Below are 18,736 nucleotides of genomic sequence, written 5' to 3'. Positions count from 1 at the left end.
TACCTAGATTATTACTTATAAATTATTAATTATAAGACGCTATTATGAATAAGTTCATTAAAGACAAAAAGCCGGACAAGTCTCAACAAGATAACTCTCCGGTTAATCATGACAGTAGGAAGAATGCTAACAGTAAAAGCTCGAAGTTAGAGGGTGTTGACGTCATCGAGAAGGCTTCTGTAAGACCAGATGAACAACCAACTGTCAAAGCCCATGATAATGATAACGAACATATATTAGAGGAGGAGTTTAAACACACTGCGCTTATTTCGAAGAATACCATCGTAGATAATGAGCTTAGAAAGAAGGAGCGCGCATATGTTTCACGTAGTTTTCTCCAAAAGCTACTTCCTGCGCTGACAGGGTTACTTCTCATATTAGGAATATTTACATTATGCTATTGGATAGCTGAAGATAAAGACAAATTGTTAGGTGGACAATTTTTAATTGGTGTGCCTTTTTTTATCGGTGCAGCTGCTGTTTACTATGCAAGTTTGAGTGACCCTATTACCATAAAAAAAGTTTTTAAGATCACCTTTTGGGTTATTCTGGGCATACTAATTATATCAATTCCCATACTCAGAGAAGGCATCATATGTATCGTATTAGCGTCACCCATATTGTATGCTGCGCTATTGAGTGGCGGTTTGATTATGCATTTGATATGTACTCTTTTTTGGAAAAGTAAAGCCTTACACTCTGTTGCTATTCTTCCTTTTATAATTCTTTTTTTACCTCTTGAGCAGTCGCCTGAAACATATGAAGTGACGCACAGTACAGTTATTCAAGCTTCGCCTGAAAAGATTTGGCAATCTATTAATCATATCCAAGATATCAAACCTCAGAATTTCTATAAAAAAAGTCATCTGCTACCTTTGATGCAGGTTCCTACTCCCAAATCTGCTATTACGGTCGTTGAAAATGGGCAATGGGTGCGCAAATGCGAATGGTATGGCGGTATAACGTTTGATGAACCTTTAATTTCTCAAATCCCTAATAAACAATTGCGTTGGCAGTTCGTTTTTTATCCTGATTCTGTTCCCCCAAAAACCTTAGATGATCATGTCACGATTAATGGCGCTCATTTTAAATTATTATATGGTCAATATGATATCAAACCTATCTCTAAAAATTCGACGGAGCTTACCTTTAAAGTGACTTATCGTATTACTACTAATATAAATTTTTATGCAGGATATTGGGGTAAATGGGTGATGCGTGAATTTGTAGAAGATACGTTAGGTTTGTATCAAAACAGACTGGAAAGTAGTTAAGTCAAAGTAGTATAGTCGGCGAACTTATAAAGAGTCACGGTGTTAACCTCGTTAAGCCTACCCTATTAGTACTTGCACTCGGTTGCCTTGTGACTACTTTAAAGTTCTTTGACTATAGTGCTACACAAACCTTTATTGCGATTGCAACATATTTATCGAGTGCCTAAATCCAAAATTCTCATAAGGACTTAGTATGAAAATGTCCACAAAAACACGCAACAAAACACTTACCATTCGGCAAACCCTCAAAGAGGTTCAGTGGAAGGATTTACGTCAACTGACACATGCTCAAGTTATCTATAATATTATTCTTCCTTATCCTTTTTTATTCCTATCATGGTGGTTTGCATGGCATTCTATGTTTGTGTTTGCTTGTATAAGCACTTATTTGTTTTTTGCGGCTGCATTCAGACAGGCGCATGACGGATACCACCACAGCTTAGGTATTGGCAAACGCAGTACCACACTCCTGATAATGATCATGAGTGTTTTGCTATTTACAGGGTTACACAGTATCAGAGCCACACATATGCAGCATCATCGGGACCCATTGGGTAAAGATGATATTGAAGGCAGTTTGGCTAAATTGTCTTGGTGGCAAGCTTTATTAGGAGGAATCAGATATCGATTTGCAATTTATAAAAAAGGGCTGGTATTAAGTTCAAAAAAATCTAAACGAATTGCTTGGATTGAATTTGGCCTGATAGGACTATGTACAATCGCTATTTGTGTCGGTGCTACGTTTAGCTATTTAACTACTAAAGACCTCATATCCTACACTTATCTCATCAATGCGTCGGTACTCAAAGTGGCCATTTACCATCTTATTGTGATGATACTCGCTAATGCTAGCGTTGGTTTGATTGCAGTCTGGGGCGTGCATCATGATTTAAATGAAGGTATTGCAAGAACTGAACGCAATCGATTTATAAATTTAGTAACCTTTGGTCTCCTGTTTCACGTGGAACATCATCTATATCCAGCTGTACCTACCAATAATCTACCGACACTTGCCAAACGCATTGACTCGATAGCGCCTGCAACCACAAGTAACCATGTGGTTCCAAAAATAGAAGACTTAAAACTCTGGTTAAATAAAAAACGTAACACTCATGACAATAACAATCGAGGGACTGATAATAATCAGTGTCCAATCAGACGTCATTTTGCTTGATAACGTGTCTGTAAATAATTACGATTAATAAGACTTTAAAACAAAGACTTTAAAACAAAGACTTTAAAACAAAGACTTTAAAACATAGACTATTAAACATAGACTATTAAACAAAGACTATAAAACATAGACTACAAACAAAGTGCATCAGGTAAATAAGGAAGAGACAGATGAATATTTTAATAAGCGGTGGCACTGGATTTCTAGGTCGTGCTTTTAGCAACTGGGTTTTGCAGCAGGTTGTCAATAATCCTGAATATGCCTATCGTCATATACTAAAAGACGCAAGCTGTATAAATATAACTTGGTTAAGTCGAGATGTGAATCAATCGCATCCTAGTGAAATCAAAATGATGAGCTATGATGAGCTAAAAATCACTACCATGCACTTTGATGTCATCATTAACCTTGCAGGTGCAGGTATTGCGGATAAACGATGGAGTGAGGCGCGCAAACAACACTTATATGCAAGTCGTATTAAGCCCACTCAAGCCATTTTGGATTATATGGCACGAATAGATAAGAAACCCAAACTTCTCGTGAGCGGATCGGCAATTGGCTGGTATGGTGCTCAAGGGGATAAACCTTTAGATGAAAACAGCAGCGCGGTTTCACAATATGATGATGCTAATTCTGTCAATACCGATTTTGCGCATGAGCTTTGTGATAGATGGGAGATAGAAGCAGCAGGTGCAGCTGCATTCGGCACACAAGTGGCGCTAGTTAGAACAGGTGTGGTTATACATCCAGAGGGTGGTATGCTTGCACGCCTATTGACACCTTTTAAAATGGGAGCAGGGGGCAAGCTTGGAGATGGTACGCAAATCATGAGCTGGATTAGCCGTGAAGATTGGGTACGTGCAACGTGGTTTATTATTGAGCAAAACTTAGGCTTTGATGAATCTAAACCGTTAAGCCAGCAAAACCCCATTATTTACAACTTAACTGCCCCAAACCCTGTCAGTAATGATGCATTTACTAACGCTGTTGGCGAGTGGCTCAATCGGCCTACGTTTATGACTTTACCCAGTTGGTTGCTAAAACTAATGTTTGGAGATATGTCAACACTATTGATAGATGGTCAAAAGGTGTTACCCGTCGCATTAGAAAACTTTGGTTTTGAATTTAAGCATATTGATCTTGGTAATGCACTGCGTAACCAGACGTCAATAAAATAAGAGCTAAAACAATCAACAATTATTCCACAGATATTAATTTGCCCGCAGAATCTTTTGGTAAATCTGCTAAACATACGACACTGTCATTATTAATACCGTGAACTAAATATTTATCGGATTGAGCAAAATACTCAATGACTTTAACGGGGGTATAAGATAGGTGCTGGTCTTGCTCGATGACCCAAACATAACCATGTATCTCCTCAGTTGGTCTAGGATGTTTGGCGTTTAGTTTGGACAAATCAGCTTCAAAAATACCTTCCTTTGGCAAGCGCACACCCAGCTGTTTTTGACCATAATCAATCGACATAATGGCGAGCATTCCAGGCTCTAGTATGGCCTTATCATCATCTTCAGAGAGGAGTGGAGCTCGAACCACCAGATACCCTTCATCAAGCACCGGCGTTATGTGACTGATTTGACCGGTAAACTCACTATGCGCCTCAAAGACTTTGAAATTTACGGAATCACCAACGGATAATTCGGATTCTGCCGTTAAAGGAAGCCTACCCACTAGCTGTAATTTGTGAGTATCGCCTACTGTAAGTAAGGTCATGTCTTTATTAAGCGGATGTGACAACTTAAGAGGTTTGCTAGCGGCTGTGTCAGCTGCATCAATCATATTGGTTTCTACAATACTTTGCTGTGTGTTTGCCTTATCTTGAGGTTTGATTGACGTTTTAGCAGATGTATTGGCTAAAGTATTGGCTGAATCTTGGGAACTATGAATTTGCGATGATTTAGAATTATCAGAAGTTTGGGGACCTAAATTTTGTGCTTCTAAAGTTTTTAAAGCTGAAGTTTTGGCAGGAGAAGTTTTGGCAGGAGAAGTTTGAGATGCTTGGCTAAGTGACTCTAGCGATGCCATTAACTCCTCGTTAATATTAATAATAGTACCTTTAATAGGCGACTTAAATATTAACGTAACCTCGAACTCGGCATTTAAACTGCCATTATTATTTTTATGAATAGTCGACGGCTCTTTTTCGGGTAGATTTTTTACAGTATCAACGGCATTGGTTGAAACACTATGGGTTGTACTTTTAGAAGAGTCGTTATTATTTCTACTATCTTTTGATGACTGCGTATTTTGTGACGACTTTGACGCTGCTGAAGACGTATAAGCACGGCTGACATCGTTTGAAGCCTCGCCATTTGGTGTATTATCTTTTATTAACGTAGCTTCTTTTACTGACGTAGCTTCTTTTATTAACGCAGCTTCTTTTGAAGAGTCAGACCGTGTGGGATTTTGACGAATACCATCAACCATAACTTCTATATAACGGCTATCTATAGAGGACGCATTGGCGTCACTCATGGAGGTGTCTATCGTTGCCAGTATCTGTCCTTTTTCTACACGCTCACCTTTTTTGACATATAAAGTGATGTTATCTGCACTAAAAGGAGTATTAATAGCGGTGAAATCCACAGGAATTAAAGCACCTTCTAGCGTATAGCTAGGTTGGTATCGCTCTGGGTTGCTGGTCATAATAAGTGAGCTAACTACAATCACCTCATCCTCTAATATTTGAACGTTAGGCAGCTCAGTGCTTCCATTATCAGTTTTTTGACACCCACTGAGCATTAAAGAAGCACTCATCATTAAACTCGTACTTATCATAAGCGCTCTAATGGCTTTTAACCCTAGTCCTGATTCAAAGAAATTAATGTACTGTTTTGGCGGTGTGTTCAATTGCATTCTAAATGGGTCCTGTGATAATTCTAGGCAGTCTTATATATCAGCGATATCGATATCAATATGAAATGCTTATCACCTATAACTATAAAACAAAAATATCAATGATATTAAAACTTAGTATACCGATGACCTGTACTTTCTTAAGTAATGATTACGTGTCTCTTTGGATACGATACTGAGATTGTTTTAAGTTTGTTCCTAGGCCTTGAAATTTTAGTGAATAACCTTAATCAAGCAATAAGTATATAAAGAAAGCCTATAAATATTAAATTCAAATAGGTCGTTATCAAATACCGACTTCTGATTTCTATATCATTTTTTCAATATCATTTAATTTTAATCTTATAATTTGCCTAAAGTTTTGGCTATTAAGGAGAAACCATGAGTAACGATACAAATAATACAGCCCCTAATCATCAACATGATGCAGATAATGTTACTGCTGCACAGTCCAATTTAGATCAAAAGGAAACCGTATTAAAAGAGTCATTAGATGAATTTAATCCTGATGTAAATGGTGGTGAAAATCAAACCATTGAAAATGAGATTGACCTTCAAGCTTTTAAAGATCGTATTGCCGAATTAGAAGGTGAGGTTAAGTCCGCCAAAGAAGGTCAAGCACGCGCCAATGCGGATGCTTATAATGCACAAAAGCGTATGGAGCAAGAAACGGAAAAGAGTCGTAAGTTTGCCTTGCAAAAATTTATCACCGAGCTTTTAGATGTCGTTGATAACTTAGAGCGCGCTATCGTTAGCGTACAGGCAGATACTGACGCAGATGCTGCTATCATGGAAGGGGTAAAATTAACTCACAAATCTTTATTAAATGTTTTAAATAAGCATGGCGTTGAAGTAGTTGACCCACAAGGTGAAAAGTTTAACCCTGATTTTCATGAGGCTGTAGGTATCGACCCTGATGCTGAAGCGGATACAGTGGGTGAGGTTTTACAAAAAGGCTATACCTTAAATGGTCGACTATTACGTCCTGCTATGGTTAAAGTGGGTCAATAATTCATCTCTCACTAAATGTGCATCAATATCGGGCTGTTCATAACCGGACAAGCATAGACAGCAATTAAATATACGGTAGTTATCTAAACCGTACATACATAAAAAGACAAAAAATTTGCTAATTTTATGCATGTTTAACTTGAAAAATAACCGCAGTAAACCGATATAAAGACCAGAAGCAAGGCTTATGAAGGTTGATGTTATCAATATGATTAAATTATTCATGGCAATCAAATTATTCATGGCAATCAAATTATTGATACATTCAAAGCCAAGTGCTAATTTTTAAATAAACATAAACAATAAATTTTTTGGAGTTTTATATTATGGCTAAAACAATAGGTATCGACTTAGGTACTACCAACTCTTGTGTTGCAGTAATGGAAGGTGACTCAGTTAAAGTCATCGAAAACGCTGAAGGTACCCGTACGACTCCTTCTATCATCGCTTATAAAGATGGTGAAACTCTTGTAGGTCAGTCTGCAAAACGTCAAGCAGTCACTAACCCAAATAATACTTTATATGCTATCAAACGTCTTATTGGACGCCGCTTTGACGATAAAGTAGTGCAAAAAGATATCGGTATGGTGCCTTATAAAATTGTTAAGGCAGACAATGGTGATGCTTGGGTAGAAGTCAACGGAAAAAAAATGGCGCCACCACAAATTTCTGCTGAAATCCTAACAAAAATGAAAAATACAGCAGAAGATTACTTAGGTGAAAAAGTAACAGATGCCGTGGTTACTGTACCAGCATACTTTAATGACTCCCAGCGTCAAGCGACTAAAGATGCCGGTAAAATTGCTGGTCTAAACGTTAAACGTATTATTAACGAACCAACAGCAGCTGCACTTGCATACGGTATGGATAAGAAGCAAGGCGATCGAACCATTGCTGTGTACGACCTAGGTGGTGGTACATTTGACGTATCTATCATTGAAATTGCAGATGTTGACGGTGAGCAGCAGTTCGAAGTACTTTCTACCAATGGTGATACGTTCTTAGGTGGTGAAGATTTTGATTTAGCTTTGATTGATTTCTTAGTGGAAGAGTTTAAAAAAGAGCAAGACTTTAACCTAAAAGGTGATCCATTAGCAATGCAGCGCTTAAAAGAAGCCGCTGAAAAAGCTAAGATTGAGCTTTCAAGTGCCCAAAGCACTGATGTGAACTTACCTTACATTACTGCAGATGCGTCTGGTCCTAAGCATTTGGTTGTGACCATCAGCCGCTCTAAACTTGAAGCGTTAACTGAAAACTTAGTGAAGCGTACTATTGAACCTTGTAAAATCGCTTTAGAAGATGCGGGCCTAAAAGCCAACGAAATCGACGATGTTATCTTAGTTGGTGGTCAAACCCGTATGCCACTGGTACAAAAAACAGTGGAAGACTTCTTCGGTCAAGAGCCGCGTAGAGATGTCAACCCGGATGAAGCGGTAGCTGTTGGTGCAGCAATTCAAGGCGCCGTACTATCTGGTGACAAAACTGACGTACTATTACTAGACGTCACGCCATTGACACTAGGTATTGAGACTATGGGCGGTGTGATGACACCTATCATCGAGAAAAACACGATGATCCCAACTAAGAAGTCTCAAGTGTTTTCAACCGCTGAGGATAATCAGCCAGCAGTAACCATTCAGGTTTATCAAGGTGAGCGTAAAGTTGCTTCGCAGAACAAACTATTGGGTAACTTTAACTTAACAGATATTCCACCAGCGCCTCGTGGTATCCCACAAATCGAAGTTACTTTTGACATCAATGCTGATGGTATCATGAATATTTCAGCAAAAGATAAAGGTACGGGTAAAGAGCAAAGTATCCAAATTAAAGCGGACTCTGGTTTATCAGATGATGAAATCGAGCAAATGGTACAAGATGCTGAAGCAAACGCAGCTGAAGACGAGAAATTCGCAGCGTTAGCTCAGGTTCGTAATGAAGCAGATGGTCGTATTCATGCGGTTCAAAAGGCCATGAAGGAAGCCGAAGACAAAGTTACCGATGAGGAGAAAACCTCGATTGATGCTGCCATTAGTGAGCTTGAAACAGCAACTAAAGAAGATGATCATGATGACATCAAAGCGAAGCTTGAGGCTTTAGATAACGCATTCTTACCTATTAGCCAGAAGATTTACTCTGCTGGTCAAGGTGCAGAAGGTGTAGATCCTAGCCAAGCGGCAGATGGCGCGCAAACTAACGATGCTGCAGCCGATGATGATGTGGTAGATGCTGAGTTTACTGAAGTAGACGAAGAAGATAAAAAATAAGAGTTGTGTGTTTAATCACCGTCATTAATAACTTGAATTATGAACTAAGACAAGTGTGTAGATTAAGTTATTGTTGATAGGTGTTTAATCGTGAAGGCCATACCTAGGTATGGCCTTTTTTGTATCTATAAACATTTATATGATTAAATTTAAAATTTTAAAAACTAAAATATGAACTATCTTTTTGAATATTAAGGATTAAAGTAACTTTTAACTCCTCGATATTGTTACTAGAATATACTTAAAAAGGTTAGTTGTAACAAAATGTTTTAACAAACCCTGCTTTGTAACTAGATGAATAACTAAAAGGTGCAAAAGTTAACTTCTAATCTAACAAACACAAACAGTTATTTCGAAATATCTTGTTACTATGTACTCATCGATTGAAAGACAAGCAAAGTCGATAACCAGCTGATTTAAATGTTATTTGATGAATAAAAATACATTTAGATTTGAGATTCAACTGTTACATACTAAGCTTGTTCACTATTATTAAATTGGAGAGACATTATGAAATTATTACAAAAATCACTAATAGCATTAACTACTGGCGCTTTAATGACTATGGGTGCACAGGCAGCCGTAACTTATGGTAATGGCATGACAGCTCAACCATACATTGGCGCTAAGATTGGTCAATATGATCTAGATCGTGCCGACGACGAAGCAATGTCATATGGTATTTATGGTGGTGCTAAATTTACACCTAATTTCGGTCTTGAAGCTGAATATCTGACTACAGGTGATGAAGACTTCTCTAAAGTATATGAATATTCTGCAGATACTTATGGTTTATATGCTACTGCAGATTATTATGTGCCAAATACCAATGGTTTATATGGTAAAGGCCGTTTAGGTGTAGCAAAAAATGAAGTAGAATTAGAGACTAAATCTAACTACATTAATGTTAACACTGAAGGTTCTACCACGGGCGTTGCAGGTGGTTTAGGTCTTGGTTATGATTTAACACCAAATGCCTCTATCGAAGCTATGTATAACTGGTATCCTTCTATTGAAGTAGACAACAGTGATGACTTAGATGCCTCAGGTATTACCCTTGGTGCTCACTTTAAATTTTAATTTAATTAAATCTTAGATTTACTAAATTTTTACTATTATTAAAAATTGGTATTAAATTAACAAAACGACTACTTTAGGTAGTCGTTTTTTTCATATGTCATAGTTTTTAATACTTCCAATAGAAGCTTATTATAATTTTTATCCTCCTGTTGAGGTTAGCGATGAAGATTTTGATGCATCGGGTATTACATTAGGTGCTAATTATAAGTTTTAGTTTAATTTAGGTTTGAGACAGTCCCAAAGCAAAATTAAAAACGGCCGCATAAGTGGCCGTTTTCTATTGTAAAGCTATTAGCTTAAAGTTACTGATTAGCGGTAATGGATATATTTGGAAGGAATACTTTACAACTGGCCCATCAAAGCTCAACAGACTAAATTGTATATTTTGCTATTATAGATACATAAGGAGTTGGAAGTAATAAAAAGTATAAAAAATAAAAAGTTAATTCTTATACTCTTTTAACATTTAATTATCTAAATATTATTTAAGAATAATAATAGGAGTTAATCATGAAACTATTTCAAAAAACACTACTCGCAATAACAACTGGCGTATTAATGACAATGGGTGCACAAGCAGCCGTTACCTATGGTAATGGTATGGTAGCGCAGCCTTATATTGGCGCTAAAGTTGGTATGTATGACTTAGATAGTGCTAAGGATGATGCGACATCATATGGTGTATACGGCGGTATGACCTTTGATCCTAATTGGGGTATTGAAGCTGAATATATGACAACTGGTAATGAAAAGTTTAAAGATGGTGTACTTAATAAGTCAGAGTATGACGCAAAAGCTTATGGATTATATGGTACCTATAATTATACATTCCCAGTTTCACAAATGTATGCTAAAGGCCGTCTAGGTATTGCTAAAAACAAAATTGATGTTGATTCAAAAGCTTACACTTATAACGCCTATAGTGGTAGTTCATCAGACACTGGATTAGCAGGTGGATTAGGCTTAGGTTATAATTTAGCGCCTAATGCTGCTATAGAGCTTGCTTATGATTGGTATCCAAAAGTTGATAACGTTGCTGACCAAGGTAATTTAAATGCTTCAGGTATTACTTTAGGTGCTAATTTCAAATTTTAATCAACTGCAAAATATCTTTTTTAATTAATTTGTTATAAATTGACTTAAATTAATTGAATGCATAACGACCGCTTCGGCGGTCGTTTTTTTATGTCTAAAATAATTTTTGATGCAAAGTAATATTGATTAAGTTAATAAAATTAGAGTTTATTAAATGTTCCACAGACGCTATGGATTAATGATGGTAATATAAACATAGTTAACACACTTAAGGATGACGTATGTTTGGCATAGAACCTTGGCACTGGATAGTACTCGGTGGTATTTTAATCATACTTGAAATGTTTTTGACCACATTTGCTACGCTTTGGTTTGGTGTGGCAGCGGTCATTGTGGCGCTGTTGGCATGGCTGTTTCCAATATCAGAGTTAATGCAAATTGTATTATGGTTAATTATGTCTATTGCCATGGTATTTATCTGGTTTAGATTTATACAACCTTTGTCAATTGACCGAACCAAAGCTGGGCTTGGTGGGTCTGTCATAGTTGGTGAAACAGGAATGATTACTTTGGTACCAACGCTTAAAAGAACAGGTACGGTTCGCTTTAGTGTGCCTATAGTCGGTGCCACCGAATGGCCATGCCGAACGCGAGGTGAAGCTCTTGAGATGGGGCAACGGGTAGTGGTGGTTGATATTATAGGTAATGAGCTGGTTGTTGCGCCCTCTAAAATACAGGCACATATCAACCACCGATAACCGTATAGTACCTCAATAGACCAGTATAGAATCACAACAGATTATAGAATAAATAGTCGATAAACGGATGAAGTTTAAACGGAGTTTATGATGGGAAGTGTCAGTATTGTTATGTTAGTACTTATCGCCTTGGTTGTCTTTACGATATTCAAAGGCGTGCGAATTGTTCCTCAGGGGTATAAATGGGTAGTCCAGCGATTAGGTAAATATCAGCAGACGCTTGAACCTGGACTTAATCTAATCATCCCTTATGTGGATGAAGTGGCTTATAAATTAACCACCAAGGACATTGTTTTAGACATTCCGTCGCAGGAAGTTATTACGCGCGATAACGTGGTTATTATTGCTAATGCCGTGGCCTATATCAGTATTGTTCAACCAGAAAAAGCAGTGTATGGCATTGAAGATTATGAGTACGGTATTCGTAATTTAGTACAGACGTCTCTGCGCTCTATTATTGGTGAAATGGATTTGGACAGCGCCTTATCAAGCCGTGATCATATTAAAGCCTTGCTTAAGCAAGCCATTTCCGAAGACATCGCAGACTGGGGGATTACCCTCAAAACTGTAGAGATTCAAGATATTAATCCTTCAGATACCATGCAGACGGCGATGGAAGAGCAAGCAGCGGCAGAGCGACAGCGCCGTGCGACCGTGACACGTGCCGATGGACAGAAGCAGGCGGCTATTTTAGAAGCCGATGGACGCTTAGAAGCCTCGCGCCGTGATGCTGAGGCTCAAGTTGTATTGGCAAAAGGTTCTGAAGAGTCCATACGCTTGATTACCAATGCGATGGGTGAAGAAGAGATGCCTGTGGTTTATCTTTTGGGTGAGCAGTACATTAAAGCCATGCGAGAGCTTGCGGAGTCTGATAATGCCAAAACTGTCATACTGCCAGCGGATATTTTAAGTACTGTTAAAGGTATGGTGGGTAACAAATTTAAATCTTAAGTCGATTTGATATCATTTTTAGTTTTATTCTCGAAAGCTAAAAGATTATTAAAGGTTTAAAGTTAAAGGACTCTAACAATAACTTCGTTAAATAGACAACAAAGATAATAAAAATAAATTTCATAATGACACGATCAACGTATACCATTGCCGACTATCTATTTGATCGAGTCGTATAGGCTGGCGCTACCGATACCACACAAAGACTTATGGCACATTATTACTGATAGTCTTGATCAGAATAATATAGTATTGGTAAGGCAGGGAACCTCGTATTGTGTTTAAGTGAAGTTCGTTTTCCCGAAGTAGTCACTTTTTATTGGCAACCGTTATGGGGCTCGATTGGTTATACCTTACCGACCAGTGTAGGTGCAGGCTTAGCTGCTCCTTAATTTAATGTTTTATCAAATATAGTCAGCGAAATACTAAACGGTTACGGTGTTAACCCCGCTCGCCCTACTATAATAGTACTTGAACTCGGTTGCCTTTTAACCATTTTATATTTCTTTGACTATAGCTCCTTACTAAATCACTTTTGAAAAACGACCTTTTTCTTTACTGGCTAAATAAGTGTCAAATACCATGGCCACGTTACGGGCGAGAAGACGACCTTTAGGCAAAATACGAATTCCCGCAGCATCCATATTGATTAATCTGTCTTTCTGCATATCACCGAGCTGCTGAATCTCATCAATAAAGTAGGTGATGGCATCAATACCGAATTTCTGATTTAAGTCTTTAAAGTCGATGTAATCATGACAAAGTAAGTTTGAAATGACATAACCACGGAGACGATCTTGAATGTTGGTTTTGATGTGTCTCACAGCGGGCAATTTCTCGGCATCTACCATCGCTTCATACTCTTTTAGATCGGTATGATTTTGCAATATATGTGTGGCGCTATTGCCTCTATTGGCATGAAGGGTGCTATTGATCTGACTAATAGCGGACACGCCGAAACCTAATAAATCGCAATCACCAAGTATAGTATAGCCTTGAAAATTGCGATGTAGCACTCCTTCGCGCTGTGCGACAGCCATACTATCATCAGGCTTAGCGAAGTGATCAATACCTATATATTGATAACCTGCCTCATTTAAATCAGCTATAGTATCGCTGAACATTTCAAGCTTCTCACTGGGGCTCGGTAAATCCTCGTCCTTGATTTGGCGTTGCGACTTGAAGCGATGAGGTAAATGCGCATAGTTAAATATAGACAATCTATCTGGTGAGATATCGACAATCGTCTCTAACGTTTTGGCGAAGGTCTTAGGAGTTTGATGCGGTAAGCCGTAAATTAAATCAATATTGGTAGACTGAAAGCCCAATTGGCGCGTCTTATCCATCACACTGCGAATAAGCGCTTCAGACTGTACTCGATTGACCGCGATTTGTACTTTATGGTCTAAATCTTGTACCCCAAAGCTGATGCGGTTAAAGCCTAAGTTACGTAAGACATCAAGGGTGGTGCCTCTAATTTCACGCGGGTCAATTTCAACCGAATAATCGCCAACGTCCGGCTGCGCTTCGGTAGTATTATCGATTGACGACGGTGCAAATTCAAACTGAGTCTGTAAAAACTCCCAAAGCTCAACCAGTTCGTCATCACTAAAGAAGGTTGGCGTTCCTCCACCTAAATGTAGCTGCTTCACATAGGGTTTGCCGCCTGAGTCTGGACGCTCTAATAAAGCCCGTTTTTGTTTTATTTCTTGTTTTAAATACTCTAAATAGTCGCCAGCATCACTGTTCTTTTTGGTAATAATTTTATTGCACGCACAGTAATAGCAAAGGTGGCGGCAAAAAGGTATATGAAAGTAGAGTGATATCGGAGCATTGGGGTCGCGACTGGTCAAAATATTTAATTCAGTACCACTTTGAATAGGTTTAAACTCCAAAGCGGTAGGATATGAGGTGTAACGAGGCCCTGAGCGATTATACTTTTGAATCAAAGCTTCATCGTATTCTAACTGCGGCATATCAGATGTCGCGGCATCAAACTGTCTTTTGGCATAAGGATTTGGTGGCGTAAAATCTGGACGTTCAGTTGAAGGAGGTAGGTTGGCTTGGTCTGTAAATATTGCAGAATTGGTCATAACTATTGCCTTATCGGAAAGCCGATAAAATAAAGCGGATGGATAGATTGATTTATTAGGGGATGTATAGAATTGATTAATTAGGACTGCTGATAGCTTAATCCGTTATCAGGGGCGGGACTATTTTTTGCCAATATATTGCGACATTCAATAATTAAGGGTTTTAGCTTAGAATGACTAAGCGTCAAAAATTCACTACATATTGACTAAAAAATAGTCTCCGCCAGTTCCATGAATCAATTCTATACAGCCTCTGGTCAATTATAACAAATTATAGCAAAATAACCTGTAACCTCAGGGTTATCATACTTCTTAAATATAGCTGCAACTTATACTTTATAGCTATTTTTTTTACAATTTAATGGTTGGTTATAATATTATTTGTTATGCCGCGCAGCTCATAGTTCATTTGAGCATTGATTTTCTTATACCGCCCCAAGTTACTAAGGCTACGCCGCTAACGATTAATAAAGCCCCCATAGCCAGTCCTTTAGGAGGAGCTTCCCCTTGTACAAATATCGCAATGGGTATGGCAAAGACGGCAGCGGTAGAACCTAGTAAGCTTAGTAGTACAGGCCCTCCAGATTTTTGTAAAATAAATAACAGTTGAAATTGAGCAGCAAAAATAAAAGCTTGCAGTACGATTACACCGATTGAGACGGTAAAAGTTAATGAATCTTGGGTAGGTAGGGATAATGAAAAGTTTGGCAAAATACTTACCACGGTTAACTGTATGGCTGCCGCTACTAGCATACCCGGTGCTAAGGCGCTAGGCGGGGCATTCGGTGGCCATCGTAGAGTGCGATAAAGATTGCCTATCGCCAATAGCACAGGACCACACAATGTTACTAAGACCCAAAAAACACTCGCATCAGGCGCATTTAATTTATTGCCGGCCAAGACCCCTGCGCCGCCCAATGCCGATATCACGCCCAAAGCGCGCAACACATCAAAGCGCTCCATCTTTAACAATAGCGCACCCAGATAAGTCAATAATGGCGGAAGGGTGATGACTAACGCCACAAAACTGGCGCCAACTTGAGGAATAGCAGAAAAAAAGATTAAGTTAGCGCCTGCCACACTGACCAATGCGGCTACCAAATAATACTCGAGACTGCGTTTAGTTATCAGTGGCGGCTGGTGACGGGCTTTGGCCTTGAACAATAATATCAAAGCTGCGCCAGTAATAGACCAAAACACAAATGCTAAAGGGTTAAGATCTATAGTACCGGCATATTTGGCCAGATTGGTCGAAACGCCTAAAAGGGCGCCGCCAACCAATAGACAAGCCAGTGCAGTGACTGAGTTTTTATTTAACATCTTGATCCTTAGCCTGTTCCTTAATCTGATCCTAAATTTCTTCTATGGCGTGTGCCTAGCGTTATTCGGCGCATTTTATGTCTGTTAATCATGTTCATCAAATTTAAAAGTATGATCAATATCATCAAACAATTCTAGCTAAACTCAAATTGAGCTTTGCTAAGTTTTGATAATTAATCTATTATTTGAATCTTTATTGTCTAATGTTCATATCAATTGCTCATATCAATTGTTCAAATGTAGCATAACAACTAATGTTCACGGTTTTTAAACTTATTTCACATCCCTGTTTATATATGTCTATACGTTAAGGTAATACATGTCTTTCGCCCAAGTAAATACACGTTCGGTTGTTGGGCTGCATGCCCCTAAAGTTATGGTAGAAGTGCATCTATCGCAAGGCCTACCTGCATTAACCATTGTAGGACTACCAGAGGCCGCAGTTCGAGAAAGCAAAGACAGAGTGCGCTCGGCCATCATAAATTCGAACTTCCAGTTTCCTAATCGGCGTCTAACGATAAATCTTGCGCCAGCAGATCTCCCCAAAGAGGGCGCGCGCTTGGATTTACCGATTGCGATGGGCATATTAGCCGCGAGTGGTCAAATAGATCCTGAATGGTTACATGAATATGAGTTTATCGGTGAGCTTGCGTTAAATGGTGATTTACGTCCCATAGCAGGTGGGCTAGCTGTAGCACGAGCCATTAAAACTGACTTAAACAAAAAACATAGCCAAGCCAACCCGTCAAATCAAGATGATAATACACAGTCATCACAAAGCCATGAGATATCGCATAAGCTGATGTTGCCAATTGTCAATGGTAGCGAGGCAAGCCGCGTTGCTGGAGTGACTGTGTTTGGCGCCACAACGCTTGCTGCTGTATGTGACCATCTTCAGGCACAGCATAGCATCGCGTTAGACCCTAATAATAAGACAAGTCAAGCGGGTTTATTAACGCCCATAACCTCCAAACTACCTAAACGTGATGCCAGCTATAAAGTTGATCTGGCAGATGTGAAAGGTCAACATCATGCCAGGCGAGCGTTAGAGATAGCAGCGGCAGGTGGGCATTCGCTATTGTTCACCGGCCCACCTGGTTCTGGCAAAACGTTGATGGCAGCTCGCTTGCCAACCATACTGCCAGACTTAACGGATGAAGAGGCATTAGAGGTCGCCAGTACTTATTCAGTAGCCAATACTGAGTATCAGTATGGCACCAGACCTTTTAGAGAAATTCACCATACTATATCAGCAGTTGCATTAGTCGGCGGAGGTTCACGACCTAAACCAGGTGAGATTACCCTTGCTAATAAAGGGGTGCTATTTTTGGATGAGATGCCAGAGTTTGATAGAAAGGTATTAGAGGTACTACGCCAGCCGTTAGAGTCAAAACAAATTACCATTAGCCGTGCTAACCAACAGTCAACCTTTCCAGCGAACTTTCAATTGGTGGCCGCTATGAATCCCTGCCCATGTGGCTATCATGGTGATCCTTCTAACCGCTGTCACTGTCGGCCGGAGCAAATCCAGCGCTATCAAGATAAAATCTCTGGCCCTTTACTGGATCGAATAGATTTGCAGGTCAGTGTGCCGGCACTACCTATCAGTGATTTACAAAATAGCCAAGCGGGCGAGCAGTCGCATACGGTGCGCTCAAGAGTTACCAGTGCCTATGCGCAGCAGCATAAAAGGCAGAATAAGCCAAATAGTGAGTTAACGCCCAGTGAAATGGACAAACATATCACGTTAGGAGAAAATGAAAAGCAGCTACTTGCAATGGCTCAAAGTAAGCTTAATTTATCTGCCCGAGGGTATCATCGATTATTACGGGTGGCTCGCACCATTGCTGATCTGGCAAATAGTGCTGATATACAAACGCCTCATTTGAGTGAAGCACTCAGCTATCGCGGTAATTAAGTGGTTGAGATTATTAGATAAGTACTAATAAATAGAAGTAATCTAGTAAAAGCAATCTAGTAAAAGCAATAAACAAGCTGATAATCATAGCAGCTTGTTTAAATCAATAGTTAGCTTAGTCAATAATTAACCCAGAGCGTGCTTAACGTTTTGAGCTATCTTTCATCTTCAACTGGCGCGTGGTCAGGGCGTAAATGAATAACATCATCTTCGGTAACCTCAGCATTATAGTTGTTTAAATCATTCATCACATACTGTGTGACTGCCGCTATCTGTTGATCGTTCATCATTAAGTCAAAAGATGGCATACCGCGTAACCCATTAATCAAGATATCGATAATATAGTATTTAGAATCCATCTTAGTATTATTAGCAAGTGGTGGATAATAGCCTGCACCAAAGGCGCCTTCTCCTTGATGCATGTGACATCCTGCACAAGAATCATGATATAGCTTTTTGCCATCTGTCGTGGCAAATGAATTTTCCTCCCCAAACTTCTGCTTCCATTTATCAAGTTCAGGGTCTTCTTGATAGGGGGCTATGTCGCTAAAGTCAACGACATTTCTATTCGCATCATTTAATTCCGCTTCTGTCATATAAACTGCGCCCCAAGAGCCATTATTACGACTGGCTTGCGGATCAAACTGTGCTTGCGGAGTTGTTGGTGCATAGCCGTCTGTGGTTTTTGCTAAAGTTTCTGCATTTTGATCTGCGGTTGAACAGCCATATAATAGCCCTAATGTGGATGCCATAAGCAGGGCACTGATAGGTCTGATGAGTCGGTATGTAAAATAAGTCATATTAATCTCATTATTTTGTAGACAAGCCTTATGGTCGTAATTAACAATAGTTTTAAAAACCAGTGCGAGATAACTTTACTAAGCCTAAGTTAATAACTAATAACGGTATTTAATAATAACCTTTGTTATTCTTGAAACTTAGCATTACTTATCACCAATGATTCAGTCATACTACTGAAGG

The 18,736-nt window shown here is 39.0% G+C and carries 14 protein-coding genes; 10 read left to right on the top strand and 4 right to left on the bottom strand.

All coding sequences use genetic code 11. From position 1 onward, the window contains the following. Positions 1-44: 44 nt before the first annotated feature. The 3 genes from AC21OH_RS10775 to AC21OH_RS10765 all read left to right on the top strand — a co-directional run bounded on the left by AC21OH_RS10775 (position 45) and on the right by AC21OH_RS10765 (position 3,626). Positions 45-1,274 carry a hypothetical protein gene (locus AC21OH_RS10775; protein WP_487371161.1) on the top strand — a complete coding sequence of 410 codons (1,230 nt, stop codon included), beginning with the start codon at positions 45-47 and terminating at the stop codon, positions 1,272-1,274. Positions 1,275-1,467: 193 nt separating this feature from the next. Continuing rightward, a complete protein-coding gene (locus AC21OH_RS10770; protein ID WP_487371162.1) occupies positions 1,468-2,448 on the top strand; it encodes a fatty acid desaturase family protein in 981 nt (326 codons plus the stop codon). 170 nt (positions 2,449-2,618) lie between these two features. Continuing rightward, positions 2,619-3,626 carry a TIGR01777 family oxidoreductase gene (locus AC21OH_RS10765; protein ID WP_487371163.1) on the top strand — a complete coding sequence of 336 codons (1,008 nt, stop codon included), beginning with the start codon at positions 2,619-2,621 and terminating at the stop codon, positions 3,624-3,626. 19 nt (positions 3,627-3,645) lie between these two features. On the opposite strand, the gene AC21OH_RS10760 is transcribed toward AC21OH_RS10765, so the two are convergent. Next, entirely contained in the window at positions 3,646-5,325 is a 1,680-nt protein-coding gene (locus AC21OH_RS10760; RefSeq protein WP_487371164.1) for an efflux RND transporter periplasmic adaptor subunit, read from the bottom strand. 381 nt (positions 5,326-5,706) lie between these two features. Between AC21OH_RS10760 and grpE the strand changes: the two genes are divergently transcribed. The 6 genes from grpE (at position 5,707) to AC21OH_RS10730 (ending at position 12,424) form a co-directional block, all read left to right on the top strand. Further along, positions 5,707-6,336: a nucleotide exchange factor GrpE gene (grpE, locus tag AC21OH_RS10755; RefSeq protein ID WP_487371165.1), complete on the top strand. Its 630-nt coding sequence runs from the start codon at positions 5,707-5,709 to the stop codon at positions 6,334-6,336. 326 nt (positions 6,337-6,662) lie between these two features. Next, a complete protein-coding gene (dnaK, locus tag AC21OH_RS10750; RefSeq protein WP_487371166.1) occupies positions 6,663-8,600 on the top strand; it encodes a molecular chaperone DnaK in 1,938 nt (645 codons plus the stop codon). Positions 8,601-9,110: 510 nt separating this feature from the next. After that, positions 9,111-9,680 (top strand): porin family protein, encoded by a 570-nt coding sequence (locus tag AC21OH_RS10745; RefSeq protein ID WP_487371167.1) that lies wholly within the window; start codon positions 9,111-9,113, stop codon positions 9,678-9,680. 510 nt (positions 9,681-10,190) lie between these two features. Then, positions 10,191-10,775, top strand: coding sequence for an outer membrane beta-barrel protein (locus AC21OH_RS10740; protein WP_487370442.1), 585 nt, complete (start codon positions 10,191-10,193; stop codon positions 10,773-10,775). A gap of 221 nt (positions 10,776-10,996) precedes the next feature. Continuing rightward, on the top strand, positions 10,997-11,473 hold the full coding sequence (locus AC21OH_RS10735; protein ID WP_487370441.1) for an NfeD family protein: 477 nt from the start codon (positions 10,997-10,999) through the stop codon (positions 11,471-11,473). Positions 11,474-11,563: 90 nt separating this feature from the next. Further along, positions 11,564-12,424, top strand: coding sequence for an SPFH domain-containing protein (locus AC21OH_RS10730; protein ID WP_487370444.1), 861 nt, complete (start codon positions 11,564-11,566; stop codon positions 12,422-12,424). 524 nt (positions 12,425-12,948) lie between these two features. On the opposite strand, the gene hemN is transcribed toward AC21OH_RS10730, so the two are convergent. Together hemN and AC21OH_RS10720 are read right to left on the bottom strand one after the other, a co-directional pair. After that, positions 12,949-14,517 (bottom strand): oxygen-independent coproporphyrinogen III oxidase, encoded by a 1,569-nt coding sequence (hemN, locus tag AC21OH_RS10725; protein ID WP_487370440.1) that lies wholly within the window; start codon positions 14,515-14,517, stop codon positions 12,949-12,951. 405 nt (positions 14,518-14,922) lie between these two features. Beyond that, positions 14,923-15,837: a DMT family transporter gene (locus tag AC21OH_RS10720; protein ID WP_487370439.1), complete on the bottom strand. Its 915-nt coding sequence runs from the start codon at positions 15,835-15,837 to the stop codon at positions 14,923-14,925. A gap of 319 nt (positions 15,838-16,156) precedes the next feature. Between AC21OH_RS10720 and AC21OH_RS10715 the strand changes: the two genes are divergently transcribed. After that, entirely contained in the window at positions 16,157-17,755 is a 1,599-nt protein-coding gene (locus AC21OH_RS10715) for a YifB family Mg chelatase-like AAA ATPase (RefSeq protein WP_487370438.1), read from the top strand. 155 nt (positions 17,756-17,910) lie between these two features. On the opposite strand, the gene AC21OH_RS10710 is transcribed toward AC21OH_RS10715, so the two are convergent. Next, positions 17,911-18,555 (bottom strand): c-type cytochrome, encoded by a 645-nt coding sequence (locus AC21OH_RS10710; protein WP_487370437.1) that lies wholly within the window; start codon positions 18,553-18,555, stop codon positions 17,911-17,913. Positions 18,556-18,736: the final 181 nt, after the last annotated feature.

It is taken from the genome of Psychrobacter sp. CX10 (assembly GCF_057621575.2).
The sequence above is the reverse complement of the archived record's forward strand: the minus strand, read 5'-3'. Positions and strand labels throughout refer to the sequence as shown.